The organism is Demequina lutea (genome assembly GCF_013409005.1).
In the GTDB taxonomy this organism is placed as follows: Bacteria; Actinomycetota; Actinomycetes; order Actinomycetales; family Demequinaceae; genus Demequina; species Demequina lutea.
The window spans coordinates 2,776,447-2,802,168 of the sequence record NZ_JACBZO010000001.1 but is presented as its reverse complement, the minus strand read 5'-3'; the positions used below and the strand labels follow the sequence as shown (position 1 = coordinate 2,802,168).

Genomic DNA, 25,722 nt, shown 5'->3' with positions numbered 1-25,722 from the left:
GGGGGCGTCGAGCGTCGTGCCTCCATTGTGCTCCGGCCGCCTGCGGAACGACGGTCGCGCCTCGCTACCCCCCGTACATCCCCACGTCGGCATCGACCACCCAGTCCATGTCGACAGTCCGGGTCTTCATCAACGGGTCCTGGCTGCTAATCATCAGGTAGTCCGTGCCCAGCCGCGCGTCGGTGGCGTCGTCCCACGTGGTGTCGACCACGAGCCACTGGCCGCCCACCAACACCCGGTTCCACGCGTGCCCGCCCGTGGTCACCCCGCTGGTCGCGACGCCCGTCACCACCACGGATTGCAGGCCCGACGCTTGGGCAAGCGCCTGGAATGCCATCGCGTATCCGGTGCACACCGCAGTCCCTGCCACCAGGATTCCGTACGCCTGTTGAGACTGGGCCACCTCTGGCGAGGCCGCCGATGTCACGCCCGCAGCGATCGCGGCGCCCGCCGCCTTGTCGTATGTGGCGGCGCGCAGCACGGCATCGTGGATGGCCTTGACCTTGGCGCGCGTGTCGGACGCTTGCGCGACCGCGGGTGTCGCGACGATGGCCGCCACCGCGCTGGCGGTCGCGACGCGGCGCCGTTCCGCCTCGGCGGCCGAATACGTGTATTTCGGCTCCACGCGCACCCGCGCGGTCCCGATCGACATATTCCAGCCGTTGACGAACGCGTAGGGGTTCTGCAGCATCGCCTCATCCATCGCGTCCTGCACCACGGTCCTCACGTCGCGGCCCGATGCTTGAATCCACGTCACGTCGATCTCCGGCTCTTGAGCGACGAGGTTGCGCGCCAGGTAGGTCACCGTGTCGTTTGACCCGAATACGGGGTAGGCGACGGCGGGACCCGTCGGCATCGAGCGAACGAACTCCGCGGGCCACGGCACCCACGAGGGCAGGGCCCCCAGGTAGCCAGCCCCTCCCACCACGAGGAGCGCCACCAGTACGAACGTCAGGAACCCGGCGAACCCGCCGCCTTGCTTCTGCCGCGAGCGGCGGCCCTGTGAGAGTCGGCCCCGTGAGTTGCGGCCCTCGGTCTCGCCGGGATACCCAAGGGGCACGCGCTCGAGTTTGGACACGATGTCGCGGGTGCGCGCCGTCCAACTGGTCCCGTTCCAGAATCGCTCGAGGTCCATGCGGCTCGGGTCCGGCAGCCACCCAGGGCCAGGCAGGCGCGGGGCGCGCGGCTGTGGCACCTGGCCGTCGCCCTCTGAGTGCGTCATGGTTCCCCTAGAAGTGTGGAGTTCAGGGTAACCGGGCCGCGGGTCAGGTGATGGACGACCAGCGTGAGCGCCCGCTGGCCTTCAGCGGGACGCGCCACCGCCGCTTACGCCTTGCGGCGCGTGACCGATGCGAAGAGCGCGAGGGCGACGCCCACCAAGAGGACGATGAGCCGCACCGAGAAGTTGATCGAGTCGGAGCGGAGCATGTCCACCAGTTGAATGAGGGCGATGGTCGCCGCGACCATGGCCGTGTATCCGGTCGCGAGGCGATTCGACACGAGCGAAAACGCGATGACCCCGAGGGCCGCGATAAACAGGATGAGTGGCACGGTTTCCTTGATGGCCGCGCCCGAGAATGTGATGGTGTTGCCAGTGAGGAACACCGCGACGGCGATGCACATGCCGCCGACGACACCTAGGAATGTATTGCTTCTCATGACAGCCTTCCCAAGGCCTGGTGCGCGCGCTCCATTGCGCCCGCTGCTTTGACAGTAGGCGCAACGCTGTCAAAGGGCGAGCGGAATCTAGCCTGGTTCCGCGACGGTGTCGACTCGCGCCGCGCGACCCAGTACCGCGACTACTTCCCGACGGTGATTGCAGCCCACATCATCACGGCGAGCAGGGCCAGCATCCCGATGCTCAAGCCGATGCCTAACTTCGCTAGCCCGCCATTGCTCGCCTCGCCGCGGTGGGCGGCGCGCGCTCCCAGAATCCCAAGGACCAGACCCACCGGGGCGAAGAAGAACGTGAACGGCAGCAACACGGAGAGTCTCCCGAATAGGTTCTTGTCTCGCTGCGCGATCTCGCCGGTGCGCACGACCGAGGCGGTAAGGCCCGGCCCCGGTAAGTGTTCCCCAGGCATCGTCACGGGAGTTCCGGTCGGGTCCCGTAACACGGTCGCGCTTCCGGCCATCGAATAGTGAGAAAGCACCTGGTTGCTGATAGCGCCGCGCAGGGCCGCAAGCGACTCGAACCGACCGTCAATCTCCTTGATGCTTTGCGCGCTCAGTGGTGTCCACGTGCAAACAAAGCCGCCCTCGAAGAGCACCGGAACGCCCCGGAGCCGCTCGCTGGCGAAGAGCGCTCGCACCGCATCCGAGAGCATCGCCCGCGCATATTCCGGGTACCGACACCAGACCCGCCACGCGGCGTCGAACGCCGCGTCACCCGTGAGGAAGTCCGAGCCTCCGCCCATGGCCTTCGCGAACGCCTTCGTGTTGGGGATGACGTGCAATGCGGGCATGTTGCCTCGTAAAGCGACCGCCTCCACAGCAAATTGCGACCCCAAGAGCCACCGGCGCGCCTCATGGTCACGCCACCTGCCCACGCTAAGAGCCTGAGGCTTGAGCGTCAGTCGGAACGGATACTGCGTGCCAGGAATAGTCTCCACGGCCTCGGCCGCCGGGCGAGACGCCCACCCCATCGACGCGGCGATTCGTTTCGCCTTGATCGTCTCGGGCGCCACGCCCGTCCGTACGATCAAGAAACCTGCGCCAAAAAGGAGTAGGCCCGCATTCGTCGCGGTCCATGGGACCGCCCCAAACAGCGCTAATGCCGCGAGCGTGATGGTCAGAGGGGTCGCGAGCCACATCAGAACGCGGCCCCACACGACTTGCCTCATTGCCCGTCTCCCTCGTTGCTGAGAACCCTATCTACTGCGCGTGAAGTGGGGGCTACGCGCTGAGCCGACACCAAGGACACGTTGCGGCGCCGCGAAGCTCACCGCGCTGGTGTTGGTGATGCGCGCAGCGTAGGAGACCATGCCGCCGGGATCGGGAGCTCCGCAACGGACATTCCGCGCAACTTGCAAGTGGGGGACAAGGCCCGTCCGGCGCCTTTGTCCGCGCCGGGATATGCCCGTTGCACCTACCCTCAAGAGGTGTCCCGCAGCGCCACCCGCACCCCGCAGCAGCGCCTCATCCTGGCCATCGCCATCACGGCCAGCTTTGTGGCGTTCCTCGACTCGAGCGTGGTCAACGTGGCGCTGCCGGCGATCGTGAAGCAACTGGGCGGGGGCCTCACCACCCAGCAGTGGACGGTCGATGCCTACCTGCTGACTCTCGGCTCGCTCATCCTGGTCGCGGGCTCCGTCTCCGATGCCTTCGGCCGCCAGCGGGTGTTGCGCATTGGGCTGATCCTGTTTGGGATCGCCTCGCTGGCGACCGCGGCGGCCCCCACCGCTGGGGTGCTCATCGCGGCCAGGCTCCTCCAGGGAGTCGCGGGCGCGATGCTGGTGCCCTCTTCCTTGGCGCTCATCGCCTCGACCTTTGATGGGGCCGAGCGCGGCCGAGCCATCGGCACCTGGACCGCCGCGACGTCGGGCGCAATGATCGCGGGCCCCCTGCTTGGCGGGCTTGCCGTCGACCTCGCGTCGTGGCGATGGGCGTTCGTCATCAACGTGCTGCCGATCGCGGCGGCGATGTACCTCCTGACTCGGGTGGAGGCCGGCGACGTTCGCAGTGACAATGCACGCAGTGACAATGCACGCAGTGACAACGCTCACGTCGACCTGGTCTCCGCGGCCCTGTGCGCGTTGGGCCTGGGCGGCGCCGTGTTCGCGCTGATTGAGCAGCCCAACCTCGGTTGGGGCGACCCGGCGGTGTGGGGTGCGGGCCTCGGGGGAGCTGCGGTGTTTGGGGCGTTCGTCTGGAGGCAGGCGCGCATCGCCCGGCCTATGCTTCCGCTCGGCCTATTCGCGGCGCGCAACTTCGCGTGGGGCAACATCTCCACGCTGCTGGTCTACGGCGCCCTGGGCCTCAACGGCTTCGTGGTGTCGGTGTATTTGCAGGAGCGCGCGGGTCTCACCGCGACGGCCGCCGGGCTGTCGACCATGCCCATCACCGTGGCGCTCATCGTGCTGAGCTCCCGCGCGGGTGTCCTGGCCGGGCGCATCGGGCCCCGGCTCTTCATGACGCTTGGACCGCTCGCGATGGCCGGCGGCGCGCTGCTCATGCTGACGGTATCCGAGCCGTTTAACTATTGGACCCAGCTCTTGCCAGGGGTGATGCTGTTTGGCGTGGGTGTGGCCGCGACGGTCTCGCCGCTCACCGCGGCGGTGCTCGGCGCGGTGGACTCGGCGCGCTCCGGCATCGCCTCCGCGGTCAACAACGCGGTGGCTCGTGTGGCGGGCCTCGTGACGGTTGCCGCCCTTGGTGCCGTGGTGGGGGGTCAGCTCGACCTCGCGGGATTCCACCGCGCGGTGGCGTTCACCGCGGTGCTGCTGGCGCTCGGCGGGGTCGCGTCCTGGGTGGGCATCCGCAACGTCGGGTCCGTCCCGGAGGGGCGAGGGCCCGGGAATTCGCTAGTGCGAGAGTGACCTAGCGGGTCACGACGAGAGCGGCGTGGGTGAGACTCTCGAGCTCGGAGGCGCCGATTCCTGGCCATCCGTGCAGGAGGTCGAGCCAAGCCTCGGGAAGGGCGCTCGCGCCAACGAGCGCACCCGCGAGAGAGCCGGCGATCGTTGCGACGGTGTCGGTGTCGCCCGCGGCGTTGATGACGGCCTCGATCGTGGCGAGGTACGGCGTGAGCATGCCCTGAGCCCATGAGCTCCGCGTGGGTCCGGCGCTCGCGAGGGCCGAAACGGCCTCTTGGAACGCGTGCACCACCCAGCCGTTGTTGGGGAACGCGTCGGGTTGTGCAGAGCCCGCCTCCTGCACGAGCTGTTGCCAGCGAGGTCGCCTGGCCTCCGGAAGCGCCGCGAGGGCAGCCGTCCAATCGACGGCGCCATCGAGAATTGCCGAGCGCACGGCAAGCGACCACACGACGCACGCGTCTCCGGCATCGGAGTCATAGTGGGTGAGGCAGCTGATGGCACGAGCCGCGGCCGCCGTGCGAGCGGCGCCTTTGGGGGCGGCGAGATAGGCCAGCGCCACGGGAGGCGTCCGCATGAGGGCGCCGTTCCCGGCCGACCGGCCCGTCTCCCGGTGCACGTTATACGCGGAGATTCGGAGGTCGACCGCGCTCGGCCTGGCCATCTCGGAGAGCACGCGGCGCGTCTGCACCCCCACGTCCTTCGCATCCTTGGCCCAGGCCCACCACACCACCCCGATGCGGTCGAGAGTCTTGTCCGATGTGAGCTCGTCTCCGTCGGAAATGGCTTCAAGGACCGGCACGGCCATCGAGGTGTCGTCCGTCCACTCGCCCGGCCTCCAGCGGTGGGCGCCGCCGCCTGGGAAGTCATCCGCGGTTCCGTGCAGGGTCACTCCGGGCGAGGAGGTGCTGAATTCGTAGGGCGCTCCGAGCGCGTCGCCGAGGGCTGCACCGAGGATCGCGCCCGCCGCACGATCGCGTTGCTCGAGAGACAACTCCGTCATAGGCCAAGCCTGGCACCTGTTTGAACGCCAATCCCGCCGCAATCGCGGGCGAAAATGAGCCCGCGATGGTCGGCCTAGGTGGGCAGCGCCCGCGCCGCCTTCTGCTCCCTCGTCGGGCTCTCAAGAGAAATTGCCCGCACTCTTGGCAAAATCTGAGAATGGGGATGTCTACTTGTAGTTGAAGCGGCCCGGCAAACCCCCCCTCTGCCGGGCCGCTCTCCACGTCTTGGCCCAATCGGTGGCCGGGGCCGGTGGATCACGCGCGGCGGCATCGGCGCCGGATAGTTTTCGAAAATCCCCCCATTCTCAATCCTGAGACGCGTAGAATTGAATTGGCACGGTCCGGCGACCCCCCTCTGCCGGGCCGTGTCCTTTTCTCTGCTTTGGCGGGGCACACCACACCGCAAGAAGCACTGGAAGCGCGGCCGCCGTGTCGCCGTGTCGCCGTGTCGCCGTGTCGCCGTGTCGGCCCCCTCGGCCGCCGCTCTCGCGAGAGCCGCCTCCCATGAGAGCGGTCGAGCGGACGCCTCCCTATGATCGACGCATGGTGGATTCTCAGGCGGCCGTGCTCGTGCACAGCAGGCGGTGGGTTGCCTCGCGGGCGCTCGGCGAGACCCTCGAGATTGGCATCGGCGGCTGGCCATCCTTGGCCTTCTATCCGGCCGACGCCGTTCTTACGGGCCTCGATCGGCAGCCAAAGGCCGTCGCGAGGGCCGACCGCGCCGCCACCCGATTGGGGCGATCTGCCGCCGCGGTCGAAGGCGACGCCATGGCATTGTCCTTCGCCGATGCATCCTTCGACTCCGTGGTCTTCTCCTTCTCGCTCTGTGGTGTGCCCGAGGTGCGTGGCGCGCTGCTCGAGGCGCTGCGGGTGCTGCGACCGGGCGGCGCGTTGCTCATGGCGGATCACGTGGTCTCGACATCGTTGCCGCTACGGGCGGCTCAACGTGTGGTGGAGACGTTCACGCGGCCGGTTTTCGGTGAGCATTTCACGCGCAGGCCGTCTCTTGTGGCGCGATCCCTTGATATCGAGATCGTGGTGATCGAGCGGCTGGGGCGCGGCGCGATCGAGCGCCTTCACGCGACAAAGCCCTCCTAGGCGCTGGCGCCGCCGGCATGTGCGCGGCGTCGGCGGCTGACATGTGGCCATAGCCATGTCCGAAAACCGCTAGCGCCCGGGCCCAGGCCGGGGCATTCTTGAGGGCATGAACGCGATCCCGCTCGACGCCGACGCCTGCTACAGGGCATCGGCCGGGCGCGATCGGCGCTTCGACGGCCAGTTCGTGATGGCCGTGCGGACGACGGGGATCTACTGCAAGCCCAGCTGCCCCGCGCGCATGCCCCGGCCAGCCAACGTCGAGTTCTACCGCACGTCTGCGGCGGCGCATCTCGCGGGGTTTCGCGCGTGCAAGCGATGCCTACCCGAGGCGGTGCCTGGCAGCCCCGAGTGGGCGATCAGGGAGGACGTGGCGGCCCGCGCGATGCGGCTCATCGGCGACGGCGTCGTGGACCGCGAAGGAGTGCCAGGCCTGGCCGCGCGCGTGGGGTATTCGGGAAGGCAGCTGGGCCGCGTGCTCAGCGAGGAATTGGGCGCTGGGGCCCTGGCGCTCGCACGAGCGCAGCGGGCCCAGACGGCCCGCACGCTGTTGGTCTCCACCGCGATGCCGGCGAGCGATGTGGCCTTCGCGGCGGGGTTCGCGTCGATCCGCCAATTCAACGACACGGTGGCCGAGGTGTTCGGGATGACCCCCACGCAGGTGCGCGCGGCGGCGCGGCGGGTGGATCGGCTGGCGAATGCCGGGGCGGCGCGCTCCGGTGTGGCCCGGTCCGGCGTGGCCCGGTCCGGTGCGGCAGAGCCCGGCGTGGCTCGGTCCGGTGTTGCTTACCCCGGAGCGGCGTTCCGAAGTGCCGGGACTCCCGCTCCCCAGGGAGCAGCCGCCGGTCTGGACAAACCCGCGGACAGCCCCGGATCCGGCACTTCTGCACACCGAGGCACGGCGGCCATCACGGTGCGTCTCGCCGCCCGCGAGCCCTTTGACGGAGCGGGAGTGCTGAAGTGGCTTGCTACCAGGGCAATTCCTGGAATCGAGTCGGTCCAAGACGGGGCGTATACGAGGTCAGTGCGGCTGGCAGGCGGAATGGGCGTGGTGAGCGTGACCCCCGAGCCCGGTGCCGTGAGCGTGACGGCCCGTCTCGCCGACCTTGCCGACCTGCCGTCGCTCCTGGCTCGCGTCCGCAGGCTCTTCGACCTCGACGCCGACCCCGCCATGTATGAGGCGGCGCTCGCGGCTGACCCCCGGATGGCAGCATCCATCGCGACCACCCGGGGCATCCGCATCCCCGGTGCGCTCGATCCCGTGGAGATGGTGGTGCGCGCGATCCTTGGCCAGCAGGTGACGGTGGCCGCCGCGCGCACCGCGGTGCGGAGGCTTGTGGCCGAGCTCGCGGAGCCGCTCCCGCCCGCGTTGGCTCCGATGCCGCTTGAGGTCACCCACCTCTTTCCCACTGCGGCCACCCTCGCGTCGGCGGTGCGCGACGTCGTGACGGGGCCGGGCAGGCGTCGCGAGGCGCTCGCGCTCGCATGCGAGGCCGCCGCATCCGGCGAGCTCCCCCTCGACGTGGGCGCGACCCGCGACGAGCTCACGTCCGTCCTTGAGGCGATCCCAGGCATCGGCCCGTGGACCTCGAACTATGTGGCGCTGCGCGTGCTTGGCAGCCCCGACCTGCTGCTCACGGGCGACATCGCCGTGCGCAACGGCGCGGCCGCGCTCGGCCTCCCGCGCGATGCGAAACCCCTCTCCGAGGCTGCGGCGGCGTTCGCTCCGTGGCGCAGTTACCTGATGATGCACCTGTGGCGGGCGGCGGCGTCGCCCGTGAGCGCACCCCCAACCAGCTCACCCACCGCACGCCCCGCACGCCCCGCACGCCCCACCGCACCTCGAACCCCCGCACCTCGAACCCCCGCACCCTGACCAGCTCACCCCCCTCACTCCCTGGAGGACCATCGTGACCACCTACACGGTCGAGACGCTCGACACCCCAGACGGCCCCTTCACTCTGGTCGAGAATCCCGAAGGCGCCGTGGTCGCCGCGGGGTGGTCGGCGGATGTGGAGGGCGTGGCCGGTCGCGCACGCCTTGCGCCAGCGGATCTCACCGCGGGAGCGTGCCGCGCGTCGGCCGCGGTGCGGGCTTTCTACGCCGGAGATGTCGAGGCGCCCGCTCGCGTGCCCGTCGCCCAACACGGCACGGCGTTCCAGCGTGCCGTGTGGACCGCGCTGCGAGAGATTCCGCGTGGCGAGGTGCGCCGCTATGGCGAACTCGCGGCCGAACTCGGCAGCCCAGGCGCGAGCCGCGCGGTCGGCGCGGCGTGCGGCCGCAACGCGGTCGCCCTGTTCGTGCCGTGTCACAGAGTGGTGGGCGCGTCCGGCTCGCTCACGGGCTTCGCTTGGGGTGTCGAGGTGAAGCGCGAGCTGCTGACGCGCGAGGGCGCAACCGTCTAGGCGCCCCCACTCCCCAGCAAGTGGGTCACCACGTACCCGTTCGCGCGGCGACGGTGTCGTAGTGGGTCACCACGTACCCGTTTCCCTGGCGGACGTCACCTAGTGGGTCATCACGCACCCGGCCCCCGCGGCCGGCTAAACCTCCGCGTCGACGAGCTCGAGCGGCGGCGCGGCCTGGGTCATGGACTTGCCTGGCAGCAGGGGCGACACGGCCAGGCCCAGCGCCATGAATCCCACGGCCCACCAGAACGTGTGGCTGAACGCGTGCGCCGCCTGCGCGGGCGAGGACACGTTGCGCACCTGGGTCTGCAGCACCACAGCTAGCACCGCGATTCCGAACGACCCCCCGATCTGTTGCGACACACGCGTCACGATCGAGGCGTGCGGAATCTCCTCGTGGGACAGGCCCACGTACGCGGTGGCCATGAGCGGCATGAACACCGCGCCCACACCAAAGCCGCGAATGAACAGAATGGCGCCGAGGAACCAGGCATTGGTGCTGGCGTCGGCAAAGGCGAAGGGGATGGTCGCGGCGGTCATGATGGCGAATCCCGCAATCACCACCACGCGCGAACCGATCGAGTCGGTGAGGCGCCCCGCGATGCCGCGCGACGCGAGCGAACCCACACCCTGCGGGATCAATAGCAGCCCCGTGGCGAGCACGTCGGAGCCACGAAGCTGCTGGTAGAACAGCGGAATCATGAACATTGCGCCATACAGCGCTGTGCCCGCAAGGAACATCAGCAGCGTGGAAGTCGCGAGCGGTCGGTGCTTGAGTAGCGCCAGGTCGATGAGCGCGTTCTCGCCGCGGCGCATCGAATACGCGACGTACCCAAGCGTGATGGCTAGGCCGCCGATGCCGGGGATCAGGACGTCGGCGTGGCCGAAGCCGCCGTCGCCGGCGACGTTCGACAGTCCGTAGATGAGCGACACAACGCCCACGGTGGACAGCACGGCACCCAGCCCGTCGAGCCGCGGGCGTTCGGTGGCGCCGTCGGAAGGGAGCATGCGCACCGCCATGAACAGCCCGAGCGCGCCCAGCGGGATGTTGATCCAGAACAGCCACGACCAGTGGACAAAGTGCAGGACGATGCCGCCGATGACCGGACCGAGGATGGGCCCGAGCGCCATGGGTAGCCCGACCACGGCCATGAGCCTTCCGGGGGCGCGCCCGCCCGCGGCCTGCATGAGGATGGTGGCCATGAGCGGGATGATGATGCCGCCACCGAGGCCCTGCAAGGCCCGGAACGCGATGAGGCTCGTGGCGCTCCACGCGAACCCGCACAGCAGCGAGCCGAGCGTGAACAGGCTGAGCGCCGCGATCCACAAGTGCTTGCCGCCGAAGCGGCGCTGCGCCCAGCCGGTCAGCGGGATGACCGCGAACATCGCGAGCAGGTAACCGGTGACGACCCACTGAATGGTGTTGAGAGGCGCGTTGAAGTCCTTGGTCAGCGTGGGGATCGCGATCGACAGGATGGTGGTGTCGAAGACGACGGCCATAGCGCCCACCATGATGGCGATGATGCTGCGCCTCAGGACCGGGTCCTTGAAGGGGTCGACGGCGGGATCGAGCATGGGGGTTGAGGCTGACACCTTGATACTCCTAGGGGACGGCGTGTATCTTATGAATCACACGGTACATCGGGCGGAGAAGATACGCAATGTCTCTTATTAAGGACGACGGCAACGACGCCGACGCCCCCGAGCCAGACGCCCCCGCGCCCAAGCATCGGCGCCGCGGCGAGGACCTCGAGATTGCCCTCCTCGACGCCGCCTGGGAGGAGTTCAAGGCGGTCGGGTTCTACGACCTGACGATCGACGCGGTCGCGCAGCGCGCGGGCACGAGCAGGGCAGTGCTCTACAGGCGCTGGCCAGGCAAGGTCGAACTCGTCGCGGCCGCCGCGCGCCACGTGATCCTGAAGGGCCGCGGACCGGCACCGGAACCCACTGGTTCCCTGCGCGAGGACCTCATCGAAATGATGCGTTGGGCCAACCGCACCGATGTGCGCACGCTCATCGACGCCACTCAGCACGTCGGCATCTACCTGGCCGGGGAGGGCCTCACGTTCGCGGATATCAGGCAACTCTTTATGCAGGGTCGCCCCGTCAGATCCTTCTCGCCCATCGAGCTCGCCGTTCAGCGCGGTGAGGTCGACCCCAGGAACGTCACCGCGCGCACGGCGTCGCTGCCCTTCGACCTGTTCAGGCACGAGGTCATCCTCAACGCTCAGCCGCTCAGCGACGAGACCATCAACGAGATCGTCGACGACATCGTGCTCCCCTTGCTGACGCGCAAGCGGGACGACGCCTAGGCCGTCTTCGGCCTGTGTGGGCCCCGGCTTACAGGGGCTCCGGTTTACAACGGCTCAGTCACGTCGGCCACTTGAGCGCCGAGCGCGGCGACCAGGTCGTCGGTTGCGACGCTCGCAGCCACCCCATGCGCACCCGCGCCGATGCTCACCGGGCCCGGGCGAGAGGCCGCCAGGGCATCGGCGATGACGGGCCACGGCGTGCCCGCGGGAGACTGAAGAGAGCCGAACGGCGTGATCGTGCCGCGCTCGTAGCCCGTGGCCGCGCGGGCGACCTCCTTGTCCGGCATCGACAGGCGACTCACGCCCAGGAGTGTGCGCAGCTTTGGCCAACTAATCTGGCGATCGCCCGGCACTAGCACCAGCAAGAAGTCGTCGTCGGCCTTGCGCACCACGAGCGTCTTGAGGATCTGCCACGGCTCGAGCCCCCTCGCCGCCGCGGCTTCCTCCAGGGAGTTCACTCGCCCGTGGACGGTCACGGTGTAGCCGATGCCCGACGCGGCAAGCGCCCTGGTGGCGGGGGTGTCGGGCACGGATGGGTCAAGTGGAGCGGTCGCGTCGGTCATGATCGTGACAACGTCGCCGATGCCGTGGCTCTTCCGGCCGATGCCCATCACTTGACAACATGGAAAGTCAGGCTTAACTTTCCATTATGGAAAGTGACGTCGACGGCGAGAGCGAAGAGTTGACCCCGGCAGAGTCTCTCGCGAGCGCGAAGGCGGCCCGCGAGCGCCTTGCCCGCCGCGTCAAGGTTCCGTGGGTGTGGGACGCGTTCCAGGCGGTTGGCGCAGGCGCGGTGGTGGGCTTAGTGATGTGGTCTCCCAGCCTAGGTTTCTTGGGCGCGGCCTTCTACTTCACCTTTAGATGGTTGAGCAGCGCGCGTCAGCGACGCGTGGGTGTGGTCTCCGAAGGGACAACGAGGCGCACCTTCGACCCCCTGCAGTTGTGGATGATCTTGGCGGTCTTGGCCACCTTCGCGACCGGGTTCGCGGTTCGCACGCGGTGGGCGGCCACTCCCCTCGTCGCGGCCGTGTTCATCGCTGCGGTCGTGTTCCTTGGCTCCCGCTGGATCAACCGCCGCGCGATCGCCAGAATCAGGAGCGCATCGTGATGGAAAGTGAGGAAAGTGACGACCTCGCCGAGCGCGAAGACCTGAGCCCAGCGGAGGCGCTCGCCAGCACCAAGGTCGCCCGCGAGACTCTCGCGCGCCGGGTCAGCGTCCCGTGGACGTGGGATGCCTTCATGGCCACAAGCATTGGTGTGGTGCTGTGGTTGTCGCCGGATTTTCCGACGACGGCCCCGTTCGTTGTCGTTCCGTGCGCCTTTGCGGTGTTGTGGATGAAGCGCGCGCGCCAGTGGCGCATCGGCGTGGTTTCCGACGGCCGCACGAGCCGCACCCACGACCCACTTCACTGGTGGGTACCACTAGTGGCGCTGGCCGTGGGCGAGACCGGACTCTGGAACTATGACACCTGGGCGCCCGCGGCCCCCGTCGCGGCCGTGCTCGCCACCGCCATCGTCTATGTGGGCTTCCGCTGGATCAACCGTCGAGCGATCGCCAGGATCAGGAACGCACCGTGACGGAGCGACGCATCACCGAGCCCCGCTTCGACCAGACCATCCACGCGGCGCTGCGCCTGCAGCTCTGCGCGATGCTCGCCGAGGTCGACGCGATGGACTTCGCGGCCGCACGCGAGGATCTCGACGTGAGCGACTCGGTGCTCAGCAAACACGTGAAGGTGTTGGCGGACGAGGGTTACGTGGTGATCACGTCGCACACATCGGGCGGGCGGTCGCGCAAGCGCTTGGCACTGACCCGCGCGGGCTCCGAGGCCTACGCGGGCCACGTCGCGGAGTTGCGCCGCCTGATCGGCTAGGGCCAAACAGCCCCCATCGCGGCCTCCGCGAGGGCGCTCCCTACGCGTACACTGGAGTTCCACCACTTCTTAGTGGGGACCTCTCGTTGATCCCGGCCCCCTGGTCGGCACGATCCAGGGCGCCTCCTCTGAGTCAGACTCGAGGCCCCGCGCCATGCGCCCCTTCCGCACCCCCGTGACTCGCTGGCCCTCGAAGGCCGCAGCGTGAGAACGCCGCGCATCGAGATCGATCTGAGCGCCGTCGAACACAACGCGCGCGAGCTCGTGAAGCGTCTGCATGCTCGCGGGATCGACGTCACGGGTGTGACTCAAGCGACGCTCGGCTCGCCCGAGGTGGCGAAGGCAATGATCAACGGCGGGGTCAAGCGGCTGGGTGACACCCGCATCGAGAACATCGAGGCCTTGCGCGACGCGGGTATCAAGGTGCCCGTCATCTTGCTGCGCTCGCCGTCGCCCGAATGGGCAGAACGCGCCGTCGCTTGCGCCACCCACTCGCTCGTCAGCGACCTCGACATCGTCACTGCGCTGTCCGTCGCGGCCGGTAAGCGCGCGCTCAATCACGGCATCGTGCTCATGGTCGAGATGGGTGACCTTGGCGAGGGCATGATGACGGCCGATGTCCTCGACGCCGCCCGCATCATCTCCCGTACCAGGCACGTCACCTTGACGGGCATCGGGACGAACCTCGCTACCCGCAGCGGCGTGGTACCGGGCGACGACCAGATGCAGCAGCTCACTGGCCTCGCATCGACGATCAGTTCCAAGTTCGGAGTCGACCCCGCGATCATCACCGGCGGCAACTCGGCCAACCTCGGTTGGGCGCTCGGCGAGGGTCGCGTCGGGGCCATCAATGACCTCCGCCTGGGCGAGTCGATCCTGCTTGGTGTGGATCCGCTCACCCGCAGGCCCATCGAGGGGCTGCGCGGCGACGCGTTCGCCGTCGTGGCGCCCGTGATCGAGTCGATCGAGAAGCCGTCGGCCCCATGGGGTGTGCGGGCAGGCGTCGCCGTTGGCGCCGCCGCGCAAACGCGAGAACGCGGCACCATCATCCAGACCATCGTCGCGCTTGGTCGCCAAGACGTGGACCCCGACGGACTCAAGCCGCCCGCTGGCGTCACGGTGCTGTCCGCGAGTAGCGATCACCTGGTGCTTGAGACACCCGTCCGCTTGGCCGCGGGCACCGAGATTCGCTTCGGCGTGGACTACTCGGCGCTCATCCGTGCCATGACCTCGCCGTTCGTCGTCGAGCGCCTGCTGACCCACACGCCCGCGCGCTAGGCCCGTCGGCGCCCCACGCCGTGCGGACCCCGGCCCCGGTGTCGCCTCGCGCGGCCTAGTTTTGCGCCCTGTGCGCACATGGCACACGGTTTTGACCCCGCGACCTTGCGTCAGGTGCGGATAGGGCGCTGCCGGGACCCTGGCGTGGGTTGCGGTCGCCAGCAGCGTCGCCTCAGTACGCTCGACACTGTGGCAATCAGTCAGACCCGTCGCGCTCGGGCCGCCCGCAAGAGAAAGCGTCGCGTCGACGCCGCGGACAACGACCTCACGTCGGCCCAGTGGGAAGCAATCCTGGTGGCGTGGGGTGGCTGCGCGTATTGCGGCGCCCAGGCATCGGCCGATGCCTCGCTCCAGCGGGACTGCGTGCTTCCCATATCGCGCGGAGGCCGCTACACCGCCGAGAGCGTGGTGCCCGCGTGCAGGTCATGCAACGCGAGCAAGTGCAACGAAGAGGTGACGCACTGGCTGCGCCGCAAACGCCTCGACGAGCGGGCCTTCCTGGTGCGGCTCTACGAGATCAACGCAGCCCGTGAGCGGTGAGATCCCTTGCCGTCTTATGAGTCACCGTCGGCGCGGTCGTCGTAGTTCCACCACGAGAGGGCCTTGTAGCAGGTACACCGTTGCGGTATAGATGAGAGGTAGCGGAGGGCTTGGCCCCCTGCTCAGAGCGGAGGAACGTCATGAACGTCCTGGTCGCCTACTCGTCGCGGCACGGAGCCACCGCTGGCATCGCCGAGCACATCGCCACCCATCTCGGCAAAGCAGGCGTCCCCGCGACCGCGCTGTCCGTCGACAAGGTGACAGATGTCGAAGGCTACGACGCGGTGGTGCTCGGGGCGTCGACGTACATGTTTCGCTGGCAGAAGGAAGCCGTGCGCTTCGCCCGCGAGTACGCCGAGCACCTCGCCAAGCACCCGTTGTGGCTCTTCAGCAGCGGCCCGATCGGCACCGATCTGGTCAACAAGCAGGGCGTCGACGCGTTGGTGGCTAGCCGCCCCAAGGAGTTTGACGAACTCGTCGACCTGCTCCACCCCGTCGCCGAAAAGGTGTTCTTCGGCGCCTACGATCCCACCGCGCGGCCCATTGGCATGTCGGAGCGGCTCATCCGCACCATGCCGGCGGCACGCGACGGACTTCCCGCCGGCGACTTCCGCGACTGGCCCGCGATTGAGGCTTGGGCGCAGGAAATAGCCGCCGAGTTGAAGGGTGAGGCGGCGAGCGCCTGACCGACTGGCCACCTCGTCCACGGGGCGGCGTCAAGCCGACCTGACCCCGTGCGTCAGCCGCCCACCGCAGGCACGATGCCGCCGTACGCCGCGTCGAAGGCGACGGTCTTCGCCTGGCGGCAAGCGTCGTAGATGCTCTCTTGGACGGCGGTCGCCGCCGCGTGGCCCAGGATGTCGACCTGCAGGTGGATGTCGCTCGTCCCGGTGGTGAAGAGCGGACCGTCGGCGTTGAGGGGGTTGCGAAGTTCGGCGGTCGAGAAGACGAAGATCGAGTCGCCGTCGCCCGAGGTGTGGACCGGATTGATGGCGCGCACCTGACCGTGCGAGGCGAGGTGGGCAACCTTCTCGTAGTGCTCCGTCGAGCCGAGGTCGACGTTGATGCCCACGACCGTGATGGTGGTGTTCTGCAGGTTGCGGGTCACGCGCTCGCCCACGTCCTCGAATCGCTTGAAGCCGCCCTCGCCGTCGCGGTTGCCCGCCAGTACGGAGCCGTCGGGGAGTACCACGTTGCCCATGGCATTGACCACGGTGAGGGCCGTGACGATGATCCCGCCTCCCACATCCACGCGCGCCGAGCCGATGCCGCCCTTCATGGCACCCACCTTGGCCCCGCCGTCGAGCCACAAGAACTTGCCCACCGCCGCGCCGGTGCCCGCGCCCACGTTGCCGCCCACGACGGGGGCATCGGTCGCGTTGCGGTAGGCCTCGGCGCCGTATTCGGCGTCGTAAGGAGCGATGTCCATGCCAAGGTCGTAGATGGCCGCGCCCGTGACGGACGGGTTGACGATCCCGCCGTCGGGGCCGGACCGGGACCCGCGACCATCGGCGCGCAGGCACTGCATGATCGACGTCGCGCCCATAAGCCCGGTGCCGCTGCCGCCGGTCACGAAAATGCCGTTGAGCTTGTAATTGGTCTTTCCGCTTTGCAGGCCCTCGGTGTTGTAGCCACCCGCGCCGCCGCCGTACGACTGGAACGCGACCGTGAGGCGCTTGTCGAACATGATGGCAGTGCAGCCGGTGAGCTTGTCCAGGTGGGTGGCATGGCCCACGCGCACTCCCGTGAGCGCGGTGAGGGTGTTGTTGGTCATGGAGTGACAGTAGTTCACATGCCCGCCGCGCCCCACGGCCAGCGACCGCTCCCAGGACGCCGACAGCGGCTTCACACAATCTTCACGGAAGCGCACCCCTGATCTGCATGTGGCGCAGGTGGAATGGAGGCATCCAGTCACCACCAAGGAAAGGAGCACATCATGATCAAGACAAGGACTTGGGCAATCGCAGGGGCCTCGGCGGCACTGATTTTGGTACCCGCCGGCGTCTCTTACGCCGTCACCAGTGCGTCGGACGGCACTCAACCGACCGTCACCGAGCGCGTGCAGGCGCGTGAACAGCTGCACGCAGACCAACAGGTCAACTACGGGACGCCCGCGGGCGGAATGTATGGCGCCGCCAATGGCAATCAGGTACAGAGCCAGGCCGGCAACCAGGCACAGAGCCAGGCCGGCAACCAGGCACAGAGCCAGGCTGGCGACCAGACACAGAACCAGACCCGCAACCAGGTGCGCGACCCGGCGCAGGACCCGTCGGGGGACCAGACCCGCGACCAGGTGCGCGACCAGCTTCGTGACACCGCGAACTGCGACGGCAACGGGCCCATCGGCGACGGGCCCCAGGTCGGCGTCGGCGCCGGGCAAGGCGGCATGATGGGCGGACGCAGCTGAGGTCGTTGACCTGAGCGACGGTCGGACGCGGCGACGACTCCCGCAGACGGCAGCGGCGGCGGTGCACTTCGGTGCATCGTCGCTGCTGCTCGTTGGCCGCAGGTAAGCCGGCGCCGCAGCCTTTTTCGCCACATCCCCTGCCGCTACATCGGCCGGTGCCACCCACCCCGGCATCGGCACGCCCAGGCGGACTGCATCCCTGTGTCAGGGACGGTACGTCGGACCCATGTGGGGAACTGCAGGCGGGCCGGCTTGGCCGACACGCGAACCGGCTCCGGGCCGAGTCTCGCCTAGGCTTGTCCCAGAGCTGTTGCGCAGACCGCGTGCCGAGACCCAATCCGAGGAGCCGATATGAGCACCCTTCCCCAGATCACCCGCGCCGCCAATGGCGCCCCCTCCGTCGACTTCGCCGGCGCGATCAAGCCCGAGGGCCTCGTCGTCGAGGTGCTTGAGGCAGGCGACGGCGCCGCAGTGGTCGAGGGCCAGCAGATCACCGTGCATTACGCAGGTTGGCTGTGGGACGGCGCCAAGTTTGACGCCTCGTGGGACCGCGGCGAGCCCATCTCGTTTGGCATCGCGCGCGGCTCGCTCATTGACGGCTGGGTAGAGGGCATCGTTGGCCAGCCCGTGGGTTCCAAGCTGCTGTTGTCAGTCCCGCCCGAGAAGGGCTACGGCGCGCGCTCGATGGGCCCCATCCCCGGTGGATCGACGCTGGTATTCGCCGTGGACGTGCTCGAGGCCGAGTAGGCGCGGAGCGGGCCACTTCCCGCCGTCGCGATCCTCGTCGCGGAGGGCCGATCCCGGGTCACTGCTAGCTCAAGATGGCCGGGGCTGGTCCACGGGTCCGTAGAGCGCGTGGGGCGCGCCGGCGGCGAGCGCCCAGTAGCGGTCACCGTAGGTCCAGTGCCACCACTCGGTGGGGTAGTTCACCAAGCCGACGGCGGTGAGTGCGGACGCGAGGATGTCACGGTTGGCCCGGGCCTCGGGTGACAACCCGTCGACGTCGGTGTAGCAGCGGCCGTCGCTCTCCTCGGGCGAGGCGTTGACGCGAGTGCCCATATCGAGTTCTTTGCCCGCGCTGTCGCACAGCGTGAGATAGACGGCTGCGCCGCTCGAGTGCGGCGCGATCTCGGGCGGAGACACGTAGCGGCTGGCGAGAGACGCCAACTCGGTTGCGCCGAGGCCAGGGTGTAGCGCGCGCAGTTCGTCCAGGTACTCATCGAAGTAGCGCCGATGCAGCGCATTCGGGAGCTGTCCCAGCATCCGCTCACGCCCGACATGGTGCTTGAGCTTCACCGCATCGTCACAGACGGAACGCTCGACCATCCGGAGTATGCGGGGCGTCTGCAGGACGACGAGCGCGAGCGCGTCTCGGTGGGGGGTGACGGCGACCAGCTGCTGCATCGGCCACCGCCGGTGACGGAGCTTCCCCAGCGGCTCGATGCGCTGTGCGCCTTTGCGAACGGCGAGGGTGACGCGCCCTACATGCCCAAGGTGCTGCGCGCCATCACCATCCACTTCATGATGGGCTATGACCACTACTTCGAGGACGGCATGGGCGCACGGCGCGCGCTTTGTTCTATTGGTCGATGCTGCGCGAGGGGTACTGGCTCACCGAGTACTTCTCGATCTCCTGGATCCTGCGCAAGGCACCGTCCCAATACGCGCAGTCATTCCTGATGACCGAGGACGACGAAGGCGACCTCACCCACTTCTACGCCTATCACCTCGACGTGATTCGCCGCGCGATCGAGGAACTGCACGAGTACCTGGCCGTGAAGGCTCAGGAGATCCGCAAGGTTCAGTCCAGACTCAAGGGCCTGCCGGGAGAGTTCAACCATCGGCAATTGGCGCTCCTCGAGCATGCTGCCAGGAATCCGTCGGCCCACTACACCGCGAAGTCCCACGGTGGCAGCCATCGAGTGACCATCGAGACCGCCAGGCAGGACCTGCTGGCGCTTGAGGCTCGGGGCTTGGTCGAGCGCTTCAAGGTCAGCAAGCAGTTCGCGTGGCGGCCGGTTGCTGACCTGGCCGAGCGGATTTAGGGGCGTTCTCCCAATCTTCTCCAAGTGTGACTTGGACTTGGAGAATCGGCCCAGCCATCCGAACTAGAGAGTGAGCCCCAACGGGGCGAGCTCCGTCATCCACGAGCCGATGCCATTGAGCGTATACAGCTGTGAGTCTCCGGCCTTGGAGGTGACGAGCAGCGCGTTCTTGAACATGCGGATGAATCCAAACAGCTTCGTGTACGTCTGCTCAAGCGACTGGATGTCGCTCAACTCCACTGCCACCGCACCTGTTTGGATGTTGAATCCGTGGGACTCAAAGACGAGGCGTTGATTAGTGAAGTAAAACATGCCGCCGACCGCTTCGATGCCGCGGCGCAGTTTGGCACCGCCGCTCTTGATGGTGGTTTCGCCTTCGCGGAGTTGAGTCTTCATGGGCCCACTGTATCGCCGCCGACTGCGCCAGTTGCCTAACCCATCGTCACCGTAAGCACGTCCCCGTCGGCAAGCGCCTCGACGGGCACGAGCGCCCCGCGCTTGCCGTCGTCGAAGGGGGCGACCTCGATGCCTTCAATCGTCACCGAAGACACTCCCGTCGCGAGCCCATCAACGTTCACCACGTTGATCGTCAGGTTCATCCCGCGGAACCGGCGCGTTATGGCAAAACCGCCCCAGCCCTCGGGCAGGCACGGGTCGATGCGTAGCCCATCGAGCTCCGGCCGGATGCCCAGGATGTACTGGGTCACGCCCACGTACGACCACGAGGCCGTGCCGGTCAGCCACGGGTTGCGGGCCTGGCCAAAGCGCGGGGACTCGGGGCCGTGCACGAACTGTGAGTAGACATACGGCTCGACCTGGTGGAGTTCCGCCTGATCGTTGTACTTGGCGGGCAGGAAGGCGCGGTAATACTCATACGCGCGGTCGCCCCGGCCCAGGACGCCCTCGGCCACGATGGTCCACGCGTTCGCGTGGCAGAAGATGCCGCCGTTTTCCTTGTGCCCCGGCGGGAAGACCAGCAGCGACAGGCCGACGCCGGGGACCTCCTTGGTATGCGCGGGGGCACACAGCGCGACGCCATGTTCGGTCGAGAGGCGCTCGTAGACCGAGTCCATCGCGCCGACCGCTCGGGCCTCGGGCACGGTGCCGGAGATGGCGGCCCACACGTTGGGCTCGAGGTAGATCTTGCCCTCGTCCAAGGCATCGGAACCCAGCTTGGCGCCAGTCGAGGAGATGCCGCGGATGTACCACTCGCCGTCCCACGCGTTCTCGAGCACTGGCTCCAGCCCATCCAATACGTGCCGTGCCCATTCGGCGTCGTCGTGGCGGCCGGTTTGGTCGGCGAGCTCCGCGATGACGCGCATGCCGTTGGCCATCAGGAACGTCGAGAACATCGACTCGCCCGTGGTGCCAAACTGGATGCAGTCGTTCCAGTCGGCCTGCAGGCCCTGGACCAGCCCGTTGTTTCCCAGGTGGTTGAGCGAGAACTGGATGGCCTGCTTGAGGTGCTCGAACACCGTCGCCTCGCCGTGGTCGGCGTAGGGCAGCACCTGGTCCAGGTATTCGACGTCGCCCGTCTCGTACACAAAGTTCGCCACCGTGATGGGCAGCCACAGTGGGTCGTCCGAGCGATACTGCTCAAGCGTCGGCGTCTTCTCGTGGCCGGGGTTGTGCGTCAGCGGCTTGACGAGAGGCATCGCGCCGCCCTCTTCGGTTTGGCCGGTGAGGATCATATTGAGGCGCTCGCGGACGGCGTCAGGGATCGCATGGATCACGGCGAGCATGTCCTGCACCGTGTCGCGGTAGCCGAGGCCGTCGCGGTCGCCGGCCTCGATCAGCGAGACGCCGCGCGACCAGTTGAACGTCATGTGCGTCTGGTACGCGTGCCAGACGTTGATCATCGAGTTCATCTGTTCGTCGGGGGTCGCGACCTGGAGGGGGGCCAGATATTCGCGCCACTCCTCGCGGATCGCCTCAAGTTCACGCGAGACCGCCTCGGGGGTGCCGAACTCGGCCATGATCTCCCGTCCGGGGCGCAGGGCGACGCCGTCGGCGTCCTCCCATGAGGCATCGGGCGCGCCGACGCCCATCATGTAGATGACCTGGCGGGTCTCGCCGGGAGCCAGCTCGAGCCTGGCCTGGATGGTCGAACACGCGTTGTCGCCGGTGGTCTCGGAGCCGGAGCACGCGCCGCGCTCGACCGCGATGGGGGCCGACTGCGTCCGGTACGCGCCCAGGAATGCGTCGCGGTCGGTGTCAAACCCGGCGACATCGGCGCCGGCCATGCCAAACCACAGCTCCGAGGTGCGCTCACGCGTGGAGTTGAGGCGATGGATCATGCCGTCCTTCATGCGGCACACCACCACGTATTGCGAGTACTGGAGGTTCTCCAGGTCCTGGCGGTAGTTCCACTCGTTGGACAACTCGGCGTAGGAGAAGAGCGAGACGGTGCGCGGTGCGTCGGTCGTGTTGGTGACCTTCACCGACCAGTACTCGAACGCCTGGCCCTGGGGGATGAAGAACGTCGCCTCGGAGTCGATGCCGCGGTACGACGAATTGAAGATTGAGTACCCGAGGCCGTGGCGCACGGACGACGCCTGGGTCGGGTTTCCCGCCGCGTCGAGCGTCGCGTCGTCGGCGTGGGCCTCGACGGTGCCGCGCAGGGTCTTGCCCACCGGCTGCCAGGACGCCGACCAGAAGTCGCCATCGGCATCGTCGCGCAGGTAGACAAACCGGCCGGGCTCGTCTTGAGGCACGCCGTTGAAGCGGAAGCGCAGCACGCGGCCCGTGCCGCCCGACTTGTAGAACGAATACCCGCCTGCGCCCTGCGTGATGATGCCGCCGTACAGTCGCGACCCCAAGTAGTTGGACCATGACCGCGGGGTGTCCGGGCGAGTGATGACGTACTCGCGCGCCGCGTCGTCAAAGTATCCGTACTGCATCAAAGCCTCCGTGCGGGGTGGTGCCATTTGGGGCCTTCCAAGCCGGGCCGACGCCGCGGCGGGAGAGCGCTCACCAGCGTAGCGCCCCGGGGGGACGACGATGTGGGGGTGCGGTGCGCGACACGGCCACCCGGGTTTGCGCGCCCTAGCCGGCGAGTTCGACGGCCATCTCGCGCGTGCGCCTGGCCGCTGCCGCGAGGCCGACGGCCACCACGGTCTGGAGTCCGGCGTCGGACATGGCTCCCAGCGCGGCCAGCGTCGTGCCGCCCTTCGATGAGACGCGGGCGCGCAACTCGCCGGGGCCCTCTTCGGACGATTCCAGCAGGGCGGCCGCGCCGATGAACGTCTGGATCGCAAGCTCAGTCGCGAGTTTGCGTTCGAGGCCCTCCGCGATGCCCGACTCGATGATGGCCTCGACGAAGGCGTAGAAGTACGCGGGGCCGGAGCCGGACACGGTCCCGACGGCAACGATCTGGTCCTCCTCGACCTCGACGACGAGCCCCGTCGCGGAGAGCACCGACGCGGCGAGCGCCATGTGCGCGGGGGTGGCGCGGGCACCGGGCGCGATCGCGGTGGCGCCCTTGCCGATGAGGGCAGGCGTGTTCGGCATGGCCCTCACCACGGGAGTTCCTGCCGGTAGCCGAGCCTCGTAGAACGACGACGGTAGGCCCGCGGCGACGGTCAACAGGATGGTGCCTGGGCGCACCGAGGTCGCGAAGGCGTCGAGCGCTAGGGCGGCATCCTGCGGCTTCACGGCGAAAACGATGATGTCCGCACCCGCGGCGGCCTCCGCGAGGTCTTGGGTGGTGCTCACACCGAGTGCCGATGCGAGGGCGGCAAGGGCGTCGGCGTTCTTGTCGGCGACGGTCACTTGCGCGGCGGTCCAACCCGCGGCGCGCGCGCCTGCGGCGATAGCACCGCCCATGACGCCGCCGCCGAGGACGGCGATGGATGTGGTTGGGGCGGGTGCTGCGGTTGCGTCAGTCATGGGTCCAGGCTAGCCCCGCGCGGTGACGTGAGTCTCAAGATCGGCTCGCGGCGCCGATGCGCCGATGCGCCGATGCGCGGACGTGCCGATGCGCGGCTGCGTGGACCTGCCGAGTACGTGATGACCCACTGTGACGCCGATGCGGCGCAAACGGGTACGTGATGACCCACTTCCGGGGGGCTAGGTGGTGCGGCGGCGCAGCGTGAGCGAACCGAGCACCAGAGCGCCCGCGATGAAGGCCACCAGTATCGCCACGGGCGCCCAGATCGCATTCCCGTCGCCGGCGAGGATGCTGTTCACCGCGTCGATCGAGTAGCTCACCGGCAGTGCGTCGGAGACGTAGGTGAGGCCCGCGGGCATGTCGGTGCGGTTGACGAACAGCCCGGCCAGCAACAGCTGGGGGATGATGACGAGCGGCATCATCTGCACGGCCTGGAACTCCGTCTTGGCAACCGCCGAGGCCAACAGGCCAAGCGCCGTGCCCACTAGTGCATCGAGAACCATCACGATCCCGAGGTGCCACAGGCCGGTGGGAATCTCGAGCCCGAGCGGCCACACGGACCACGCGGTCATCACGATGGCCTGCACCGCCGCCACCAGGCCGAATGCGAGCGCGTAGCCGAGGATCACGTCGGCCTTGCCGGTGGGGCCCACCATGAGTCGCTCCAGGGTGCCGGATTGGCGCTCACGGAGCATCGTGATCGACGTGATGAGGAACATCAGGATGAGGGGGAACAGGCCCATGATGCGCGGACCGATGGTGTTGAAGATCGGGCCCGTGGGCGGCACGGGCGATTCGGAGAACATGTACTGAAGCAGCCACGTGAGCCCTGCGGGGAGCACGATGAGCATCACGAGCGTGCGCGGGTCGCGGCGCAGTTGCGTCAGCACTCGTTTGGCGGTGTTCCACGTGAGCCCCGGGCTCATGCTGCGGTCCTTTCGGTCAGAGCCAGGAAGGCGGCATCGGCGTTGTCGGTGCCGGTGTCTGCCAAAATGTTCTCGAAGGTGTCGTCGGCGAGGATGCCGCCATCGCGCACGAACACGAGGCGGTCACAGCGGCTCGCCTCGTCCATGACGTGCGAGCTGACGAGCAGGGTCTTGCCGGAGTCGCGCAGCTCGTGGAAGAGTCCCCAGAGGTCCCGGCGCAGCGCGGGGTCGAGGCCAACGGTGGGTTCGTCAAGCACCAGAAGCTCCGGGTCGCCCACGAGTGCGGCGCCAAGGGAGACCCGCGACGCCTGACCGCCGGAGAGCGTCGAGACCGGGCGATCGGCTACATCGGCCAGGCCGATGTGGTGCAGCGTCGCGGTCACGCCGTCGGAGACCACGCCCACCGTCTTGGCGAAGTAGGCGAGGTTCTCGCGAGCGGTCAGGTCCGGGTAGATCGACGCGGCTTGGGTGACGTAGCCAATGCGGCGGCGCAACGCGGGAGAACCAGCCTCGATGCCGAAGACCTCGACCGACCCGCCCGCGATGATCTGCGCGCCCACGATGGCGCGCATGAGGGTGGTCTTGCCGCCGCCTGACGGGCCAAGTAGCCCGACGATCTGGCCGCGCGGAACGTCCAGGTCGATGTGCGGAAGGACGAGGTTGCCTCCGCGGATGACGCGCAGGCCGCGGATCGAGACGGCGGCGTCGGGTTCGGTGTTATTCCTCATGCGGGGAATTATCAACCTGTCTGTAGGGGGCTGTCAACAGCAACGCCCAAACGGAACCGTGATGAGGTGGTTTGTTTCGTGGTGGAGTCGCCGCTCGCGTCCGTGAGCAGTCGCGTCAAGATGGGTCCGAACCTCGCGATCAATTCATCCCCCGGCTCGGAAGCCAGCGGCTCGATGTGGGCCGCATGCCGCAACATCGCCAGCCCGATCACCTGGCTGGCCGCCGTGGCCGCGGCGCGCGCGGGATTCGGGGCTCCCACAGCCGCCGCTACACGCTGGATGACCCCCTCGATGACGAGGGTTCGCACGAACTCGGCGACATCGGGATGATCGAGGGCCGCGCGCATGAGTTGAATGATGCGCGGGCCCCGCACCGGGTCGTCCCATACCTCGACAAAGAACGCCATCACGCGGTGCCCGACGAGTTGGGGGTCGCCCTCGGTCATGCGCGTCACTTGCTCGGAGAGATCGAACGGCGGCCGAAGCGCCTCTACGAAAAGTTCGCTCTTGGACGCAAAGTAGTGCCGCACCAGGGCCGGGTCGACGCCGGCCGCGCGCGCGATGCCCCGCACCGAGCCTCGCTGGTAGCCGTCCCTCGAGAAGACGGCGGCCGCGGCCTCCAGGATCTCGGTCCTGGTGTCGGTTCCTCCCGGCCGAGGCCCCCTGCGTATGGCGCCCGTCGCCATC

Annotated in this window: 30 protein-coding genes; 16 read left to right on the top strand and 14 right to left on the bottom strand. The window is 68.2% G+C overall.

All coding sequences use genetic code 11. The annotated features are described in order from the left end of the window. Positions 1-64: 64 nt before the first annotated feature. The 3 genes from BKA03_RS13450 to BKA03_RS13440 form a co-directional block, all read right to left on the bottom strand. Positions 65-1,222 carry a transglutaminase domain-containing protein gene (locus BKA03_RS13450; protein WP_083971216.1) on the bottom strand — a complete coding sequence of 386 codons (1,158 nt, stop codon included), beginning with the start codon at positions 1,220-1,222 and terminating at the stop codon, positions 65-67. 104 nt (positions 1,223-1,326) lie between these two features. Next, positions 1,327-1,659: a hypothetical protein gene (locus tag BKA03_RS13445; protein ID WP_152649485.1), complete on the bottom strand. Its 333-nt coding sequence runs from the start codon at positions 1,657-1,659 to the stop codon at positions 1,327-1,329. 140 nt (positions 1,660-1,799) lie between these two features. Then, positions 1,800-2,843 carry a DUF4190 domain-containing protein gene (locus BKA03_RS13440; RefSeq protein WP_062074384.1) on the bottom strand — a complete coding sequence of 348 codons (1,044 nt, stop codon included), beginning with the start codon at positions 2,841-2,843 and terminating at the stop codon, positions 1,800-1,802. Between the two features lie 258 nt (positions 2,844-3,101). On the opposite strand from BKA03_RS13440, the gene BKA03_RS13435 reads away from it, so the two are divergent. Beyond that, positions 3,102-4,538 (top strand): MFS transporter, encoded by a 1,437-nt coding sequence (locus BKA03_RS13435; protein ID WP_062074383.1) that lies wholly within the window; start codon positions 3,102-3,104, stop codon positions 4,536-4,538. A gap of 1 nt (position 4,539) precedes the next feature. Here BKA03_RS13435 and BKA03_RS13430 read toward each other — a convergent pair whose 3' ends face one another. Beyond that, positions 4,540-5,535, bottom strand: coding sequence for an ADP-ribosylglycohydrolase family protein (locus BKA03_RS13430; RefSeq protein WP_062074382.1), 996 nt, complete (start codon positions 5,533-5,535; stop codon positions 4,540-4,542). Positions 5,536-6,079: 544 nt separating this feature from the next. Here BKA03_RS13430 and BKA03_RS13425 point away from each other — a divergent pair. The 3 genes from BKA03_RS13425 (at position 6,080) to BKA03_RS13415 (ending at position 9,036) form a co-directional block, all read left to right on the top strand. Next, positions 6,080-6,634: a class I SAM-dependent methyltransferase gene (locus BKA03_RS13425; protein WP_179398101.1), complete on the top strand. Its 555-nt coding sequence runs from the start codon at positions 6,080-6,082 to the stop codon at positions 6,632-6,634. Positions 6,635-6,740: 106 nt separating this feature from the next. After that, a complete protein-coding gene (locus tag BKA03_RS13420; protein WP_083971214.1) occupies positions 6,741-8,507 on the top strand; it encodes an AlkA N-terminal domain-containing protein in 1,767 nt (588 codons plus the stop codon). Between the two features lie 34 nt (positions 8,508-8,541). Then, on the top strand, positions 8,542-9,036 hold the full coding sequence (locus BKA03_RS13415) for a methylated-DNA--[protein]-cysteine S-methyltransferase (protein ID WP_062074380.1): 495 nt from the start codon (positions 8,542-8,544) through the stop codon (positions 9,034-9,036). A gap of 135 nt (positions 9,037-9,171) precedes the next feature. Here the strand turns inward: BKA03_RS13415 and BKA03_RS13410 are convergent, their stop codons facing one another. After that, positions 9,172-10,629 carry an MDR family MFS transporter gene (locus tag BKA03_RS13410; protein ID WP_238579376.1) on the bottom strand — a complete coding sequence of 486 codons (1,458 nt, stop codon included), beginning with the start codon at positions 10,627-10,629 and terminating at the stop codon, positions 9,172-9,174. 68 nt (positions 10,630-10,697) lie between these two features. On the opposite strand from BKA03_RS13410, the gene BKA03_RS13405 reads away from it, so the two are divergent. After that, the gene (locus BKA03_RS13405; RefSeq protein ID WP_083971211.1) at positions 10,698-11,348 is read left to right on the top strand and encodes a TetR/AcrR family transcriptional regulator; all 651 of its coding nucleotides are present in this window, start codon (positions 10,698-10,700) and stop codon (positions 11,346-11,348) included. Between the two features lie 44 nt (positions 11,349-11,392). Here BKA03_RS13405 and BKA03_RS13400 read toward each other — a convergent pair whose 3' ends face one another. After that, entirely contained in the window at positions 11,393-11,911 is a 519-nt protein-coding gene (locus BKA03_RS13400) for an aminoacyl-tRNA deacylase (RefSeq protein ID WP_062074440.1), read from the bottom strand. Between the two features lie 86 nt (positions 11,912-11,997). Between BKA03_RS13400 and BKA03_RS13395 the strand changes: the two genes are divergently transcribed. The 6 genes from BKA03_RS13395 (at position 11,998) to BKA03_RS13370 (ending at position 15,726) form a co-directional block, all read left to right on the top strand. After that, on the top strand, positions 11,998-12,456 hold the full coding sequence (locus BKA03_RS13395) for a hypothetical protein (RefSeq protein ID WP_062074378.1): 459 nt from the start codon (positions 11,998-12,000) through the stop codon (positions 12,454-12,456). Then, positions 12,453-12,926, top strand: a complete 474-nt coding sequence (locus BKA03_RS13390; protein WP_152649484.1) for a hypothetical protein — start codon at positions 12,453-12,455, stop codon at positions 12,924-12,926. The genes BKA03_RS13395 and BKA03_RS13390 overlap by 4 nt, the downstream gene beginning before the upstream one ends. Then, positions 12,923-13,222 (top strand): transcriptional regulator, encoded by a 300-nt coding sequence (locus BKA03_RS13385; protein ID WP_238579375.1) that lies wholly within the window; start codon positions 12,923-12,925, stop codon positions 13,220-13,222. Before BKA03_RS13390 ends, BKA03_RS13385 begins: the two co-directional genes overlap by 4 nt. Before the next feature lie 204 nt (positions 13,223-13,426). Beyond that, the gene (locus BKA03_RS13380; RefSeq protein WP_062074376.1) at positions 13,427-14,500 is read left to right on the top strand and encodes an alanine racemase; all 1,074 of its coding nucleotides are present in this window, start codon (positions 13,427-13,429) and stop codon (positions 14,498-14,500) included. Positions 14,501-14,689: 189 nt separating this feature from the next. Then, positions 14,690-15,040 carry an HNH endonuclease gene (locus BKA03_RS13375; RefSeq protein ID WP_062074438.1) on the top strand — a complete coding sequence of 117 codons (351 nt, stop codon included), beginning with the start codon at positions 14,690-14,692 and terminating at the stop codon, positions 15,038-15,040. Positions 15,041-15,180: 140 nt separating this feature from the next. After that, entirely contained in the window at positions 15,181-15,726 is a 546-nt protein-coding gene (locus BKA03_RS13370) for a flavodoxin domain-containing protein (protein ID WP_062074375.1), read from the top strand. A 53-nt stretch (positions 15,727-15,779) separates the two neighbouring features. On the opposite strand, the gene BKA03_RS13365 is transcribed toward BKA03_RS13370, so the two are convergent. After that, complete coding sequence (locus tag BKA03_RS13365) at positions 15,780-16,814, bottom strand: P1 family peptidase (RefSeq protein ID WP_062074374.1); 1,035 nt, start codon at positions 16,812-16,814, stop codon at positions 15,780-15,782. Between the two features lie 162 nt (positions 16,815-16,976). Here BKA03_RS13365 and BKA03_RS15615 point away from each other — a divergent pair, with 162 nt between their 5' ends. Both BKA03_RS15615 and BKA03_RS13355 read left to right on the top strand, forming a co-directional pair. Then, positions 16,977-17,447, top strand: coding sequence for a hypothetical protein (locus tag BKA03_RS15615; protein ID WP_062074373.1), 471 nt, complete (start codon positions 16,977-16,979; stop codon positions 17,445-17,447). A 351-nt stretch (positions 17,448-17,798) separates the two neighbouring features. Beyond that, entirely contained in the window at positions 17,799-18,194 is a 396-nt protein-coding gene (locus BKA03_RS13355; protein ID WP_062074372.1) for an FKBP-type peptidyl-prolyl cis-trans isomerase, read from the top strand. Between the two features lie 69 nt (positions 18,195-18,263). Here BKA03_RS13355 and BKA03_RS13350 read toward each other — a convergent pair whose 3' ends face one another. After that, positions 18,264-18,851: a M15 family metallopeptidase gene (locus tag BKA03_RS13350; RefSeq protein ID WP_083971204.1), complete on the bottom strand. Its 588-nt coding sequence runs from the start codon at positions 18,849-18,851 to the stop codon at positions 18,264-18,266. On the opposite strand from BKA03_RS13350, the gene BKA03_RS15875 reads away from it, so the two are divergent. Together BKA03_RS15875 and BKA03_RS13340 are read left to right on the top strand one after the other, a co-directional pair. Further along, the gene (locus tag BKA03_RS15875; protein WP_083971277.1) at positions 18,747-19,127 is read left to right on the top strand and encodes a Fic family protein; all 381 of its coding nucleotides are present in this window, start codon (positions 18,747-18,749) and stop codon (positions 19,125-19,127) included. The genes BKA03_RS13350 and BKA03_RS15875 overlap by 105 nt on opposite strands. Next, a complete protein-coding gene (locus BKA03_RS13340) occupies positions 19,037-19,492 on the top strand; it encodes a hypothetical protein (protein WP_062074371.1) in 456 nt (151 codons plus the stop codon). Before BKA03_RS15875 ends, BKA03_RS13340 begins: the two co-directional genes overlap by 91 nt. A gap of 63 nt (positions 19,493-19,555) precedes the next feature. Here the strand turns inward: BKA03_RS13340 and BKA03_RS13335 are convergent, their stop codons facing one another. The 3 genes from BKA03_RS13335 to proC form a co-directional block, all read right to left on the bottom strand. After that, positions 19,556-19,888, bottom strand: a complete 333-nt coding sequence (locus BKA03_RS13335) for a GRAM domain-containing protein (RefSeq protein ID WP_062074370.1) — start codon at positions 19,886-19,888, stop codon at positions 19,556-19,558. A gap of 35 nt (positions 19,889-19,923) precedes the next feature. After that, positions 19,924-22,419 (bottom strand): GH36-type glycosyl hydrolase domain-containing protein, encoded by a 2,496-nt coding sequence (locus BKA03_RS13330; protein ID WP_062074369.1) that lies wholly within the window; start codon positions 22,417-22,419, stop codon positions 19,924-19,926. 118 nt (positions 22,420-22,537) lie between these two features. Further along, the gene (gene proC / locus BKA03_RS13325; RefSeq protein WP_062074368.1) at positions 22,538-23,380 is read right to left on the bottom strand and encodes a pyrroline-5-carboxylate reductase; all 843 of its coding nucleotides are present in this window, start codon (positions 23,378-23,380) and stop codon (positions 22,538-22,540) included. Between the two features lie 27 nt (positions 23,381-23,407). On the opposite strand from proC, the gene BKA03_RS15430 reads away from it, so the two are divergent. Further along, a complete protein-coding gene (locus BKA03_RS15430) occupies positions 23,408-23,542 on the top strand; it encodes a hypothetical protein (RefSeq protein ID WP_257020138.1) in 135 nt (44 codons plus the stop codon). 18 nt (positions 23,543-23,560) lie between these two features. Here the strand turns inward: BKA03_RS15430 and BKA03_RS13320 are convergent, their stop codons facing one another. Genes BKA03_RS13320 through BKA03_RS13310 form a run of 3 tightly spaced genes read right to left on the bottom strand, consistent with a single transcriptional unit; the run spans position 23,561 to position 25,721 of the window. Then, the gene (locus tag BKA03_RS13320) at positions 23,561-24,307 is read right to left on the bottom strand and encodes an ABC transporter permease (RefSeq protein ID WP_062074367.1); all 747 of its coding nucleotides are present in this window, start codon (positions 24,305-24,307) and stop codon (positions 23,561-23,563) included. After that, positions 24,304-25,035, bottom strand: coding sequence for an ABC transporter ATP-binding protein (locus tag BKA03_RS13315; RefSeq protein WP_062074366.1), 732 nt, complete (start codon positions 25,033-25,035; stop codon positions 24,304-24,306). Before BKA03_RS13315 ends, BKA03_RS13320 begins: the two co-directional genes overlap by 4 nt. An 11-nt stretch (positions 25,036-25,046) precedes the next feature. After that, entirely contained in the window at positions 25,047-25,721 is a 675-nt protein-coding gene (locus BKA03_RS13310; protein WP_062074365.1) for a TetR/AcrR family transcriptional regulator, read from the bottom strand. Position 25,722: the final 1 nt, after the last annotated feature.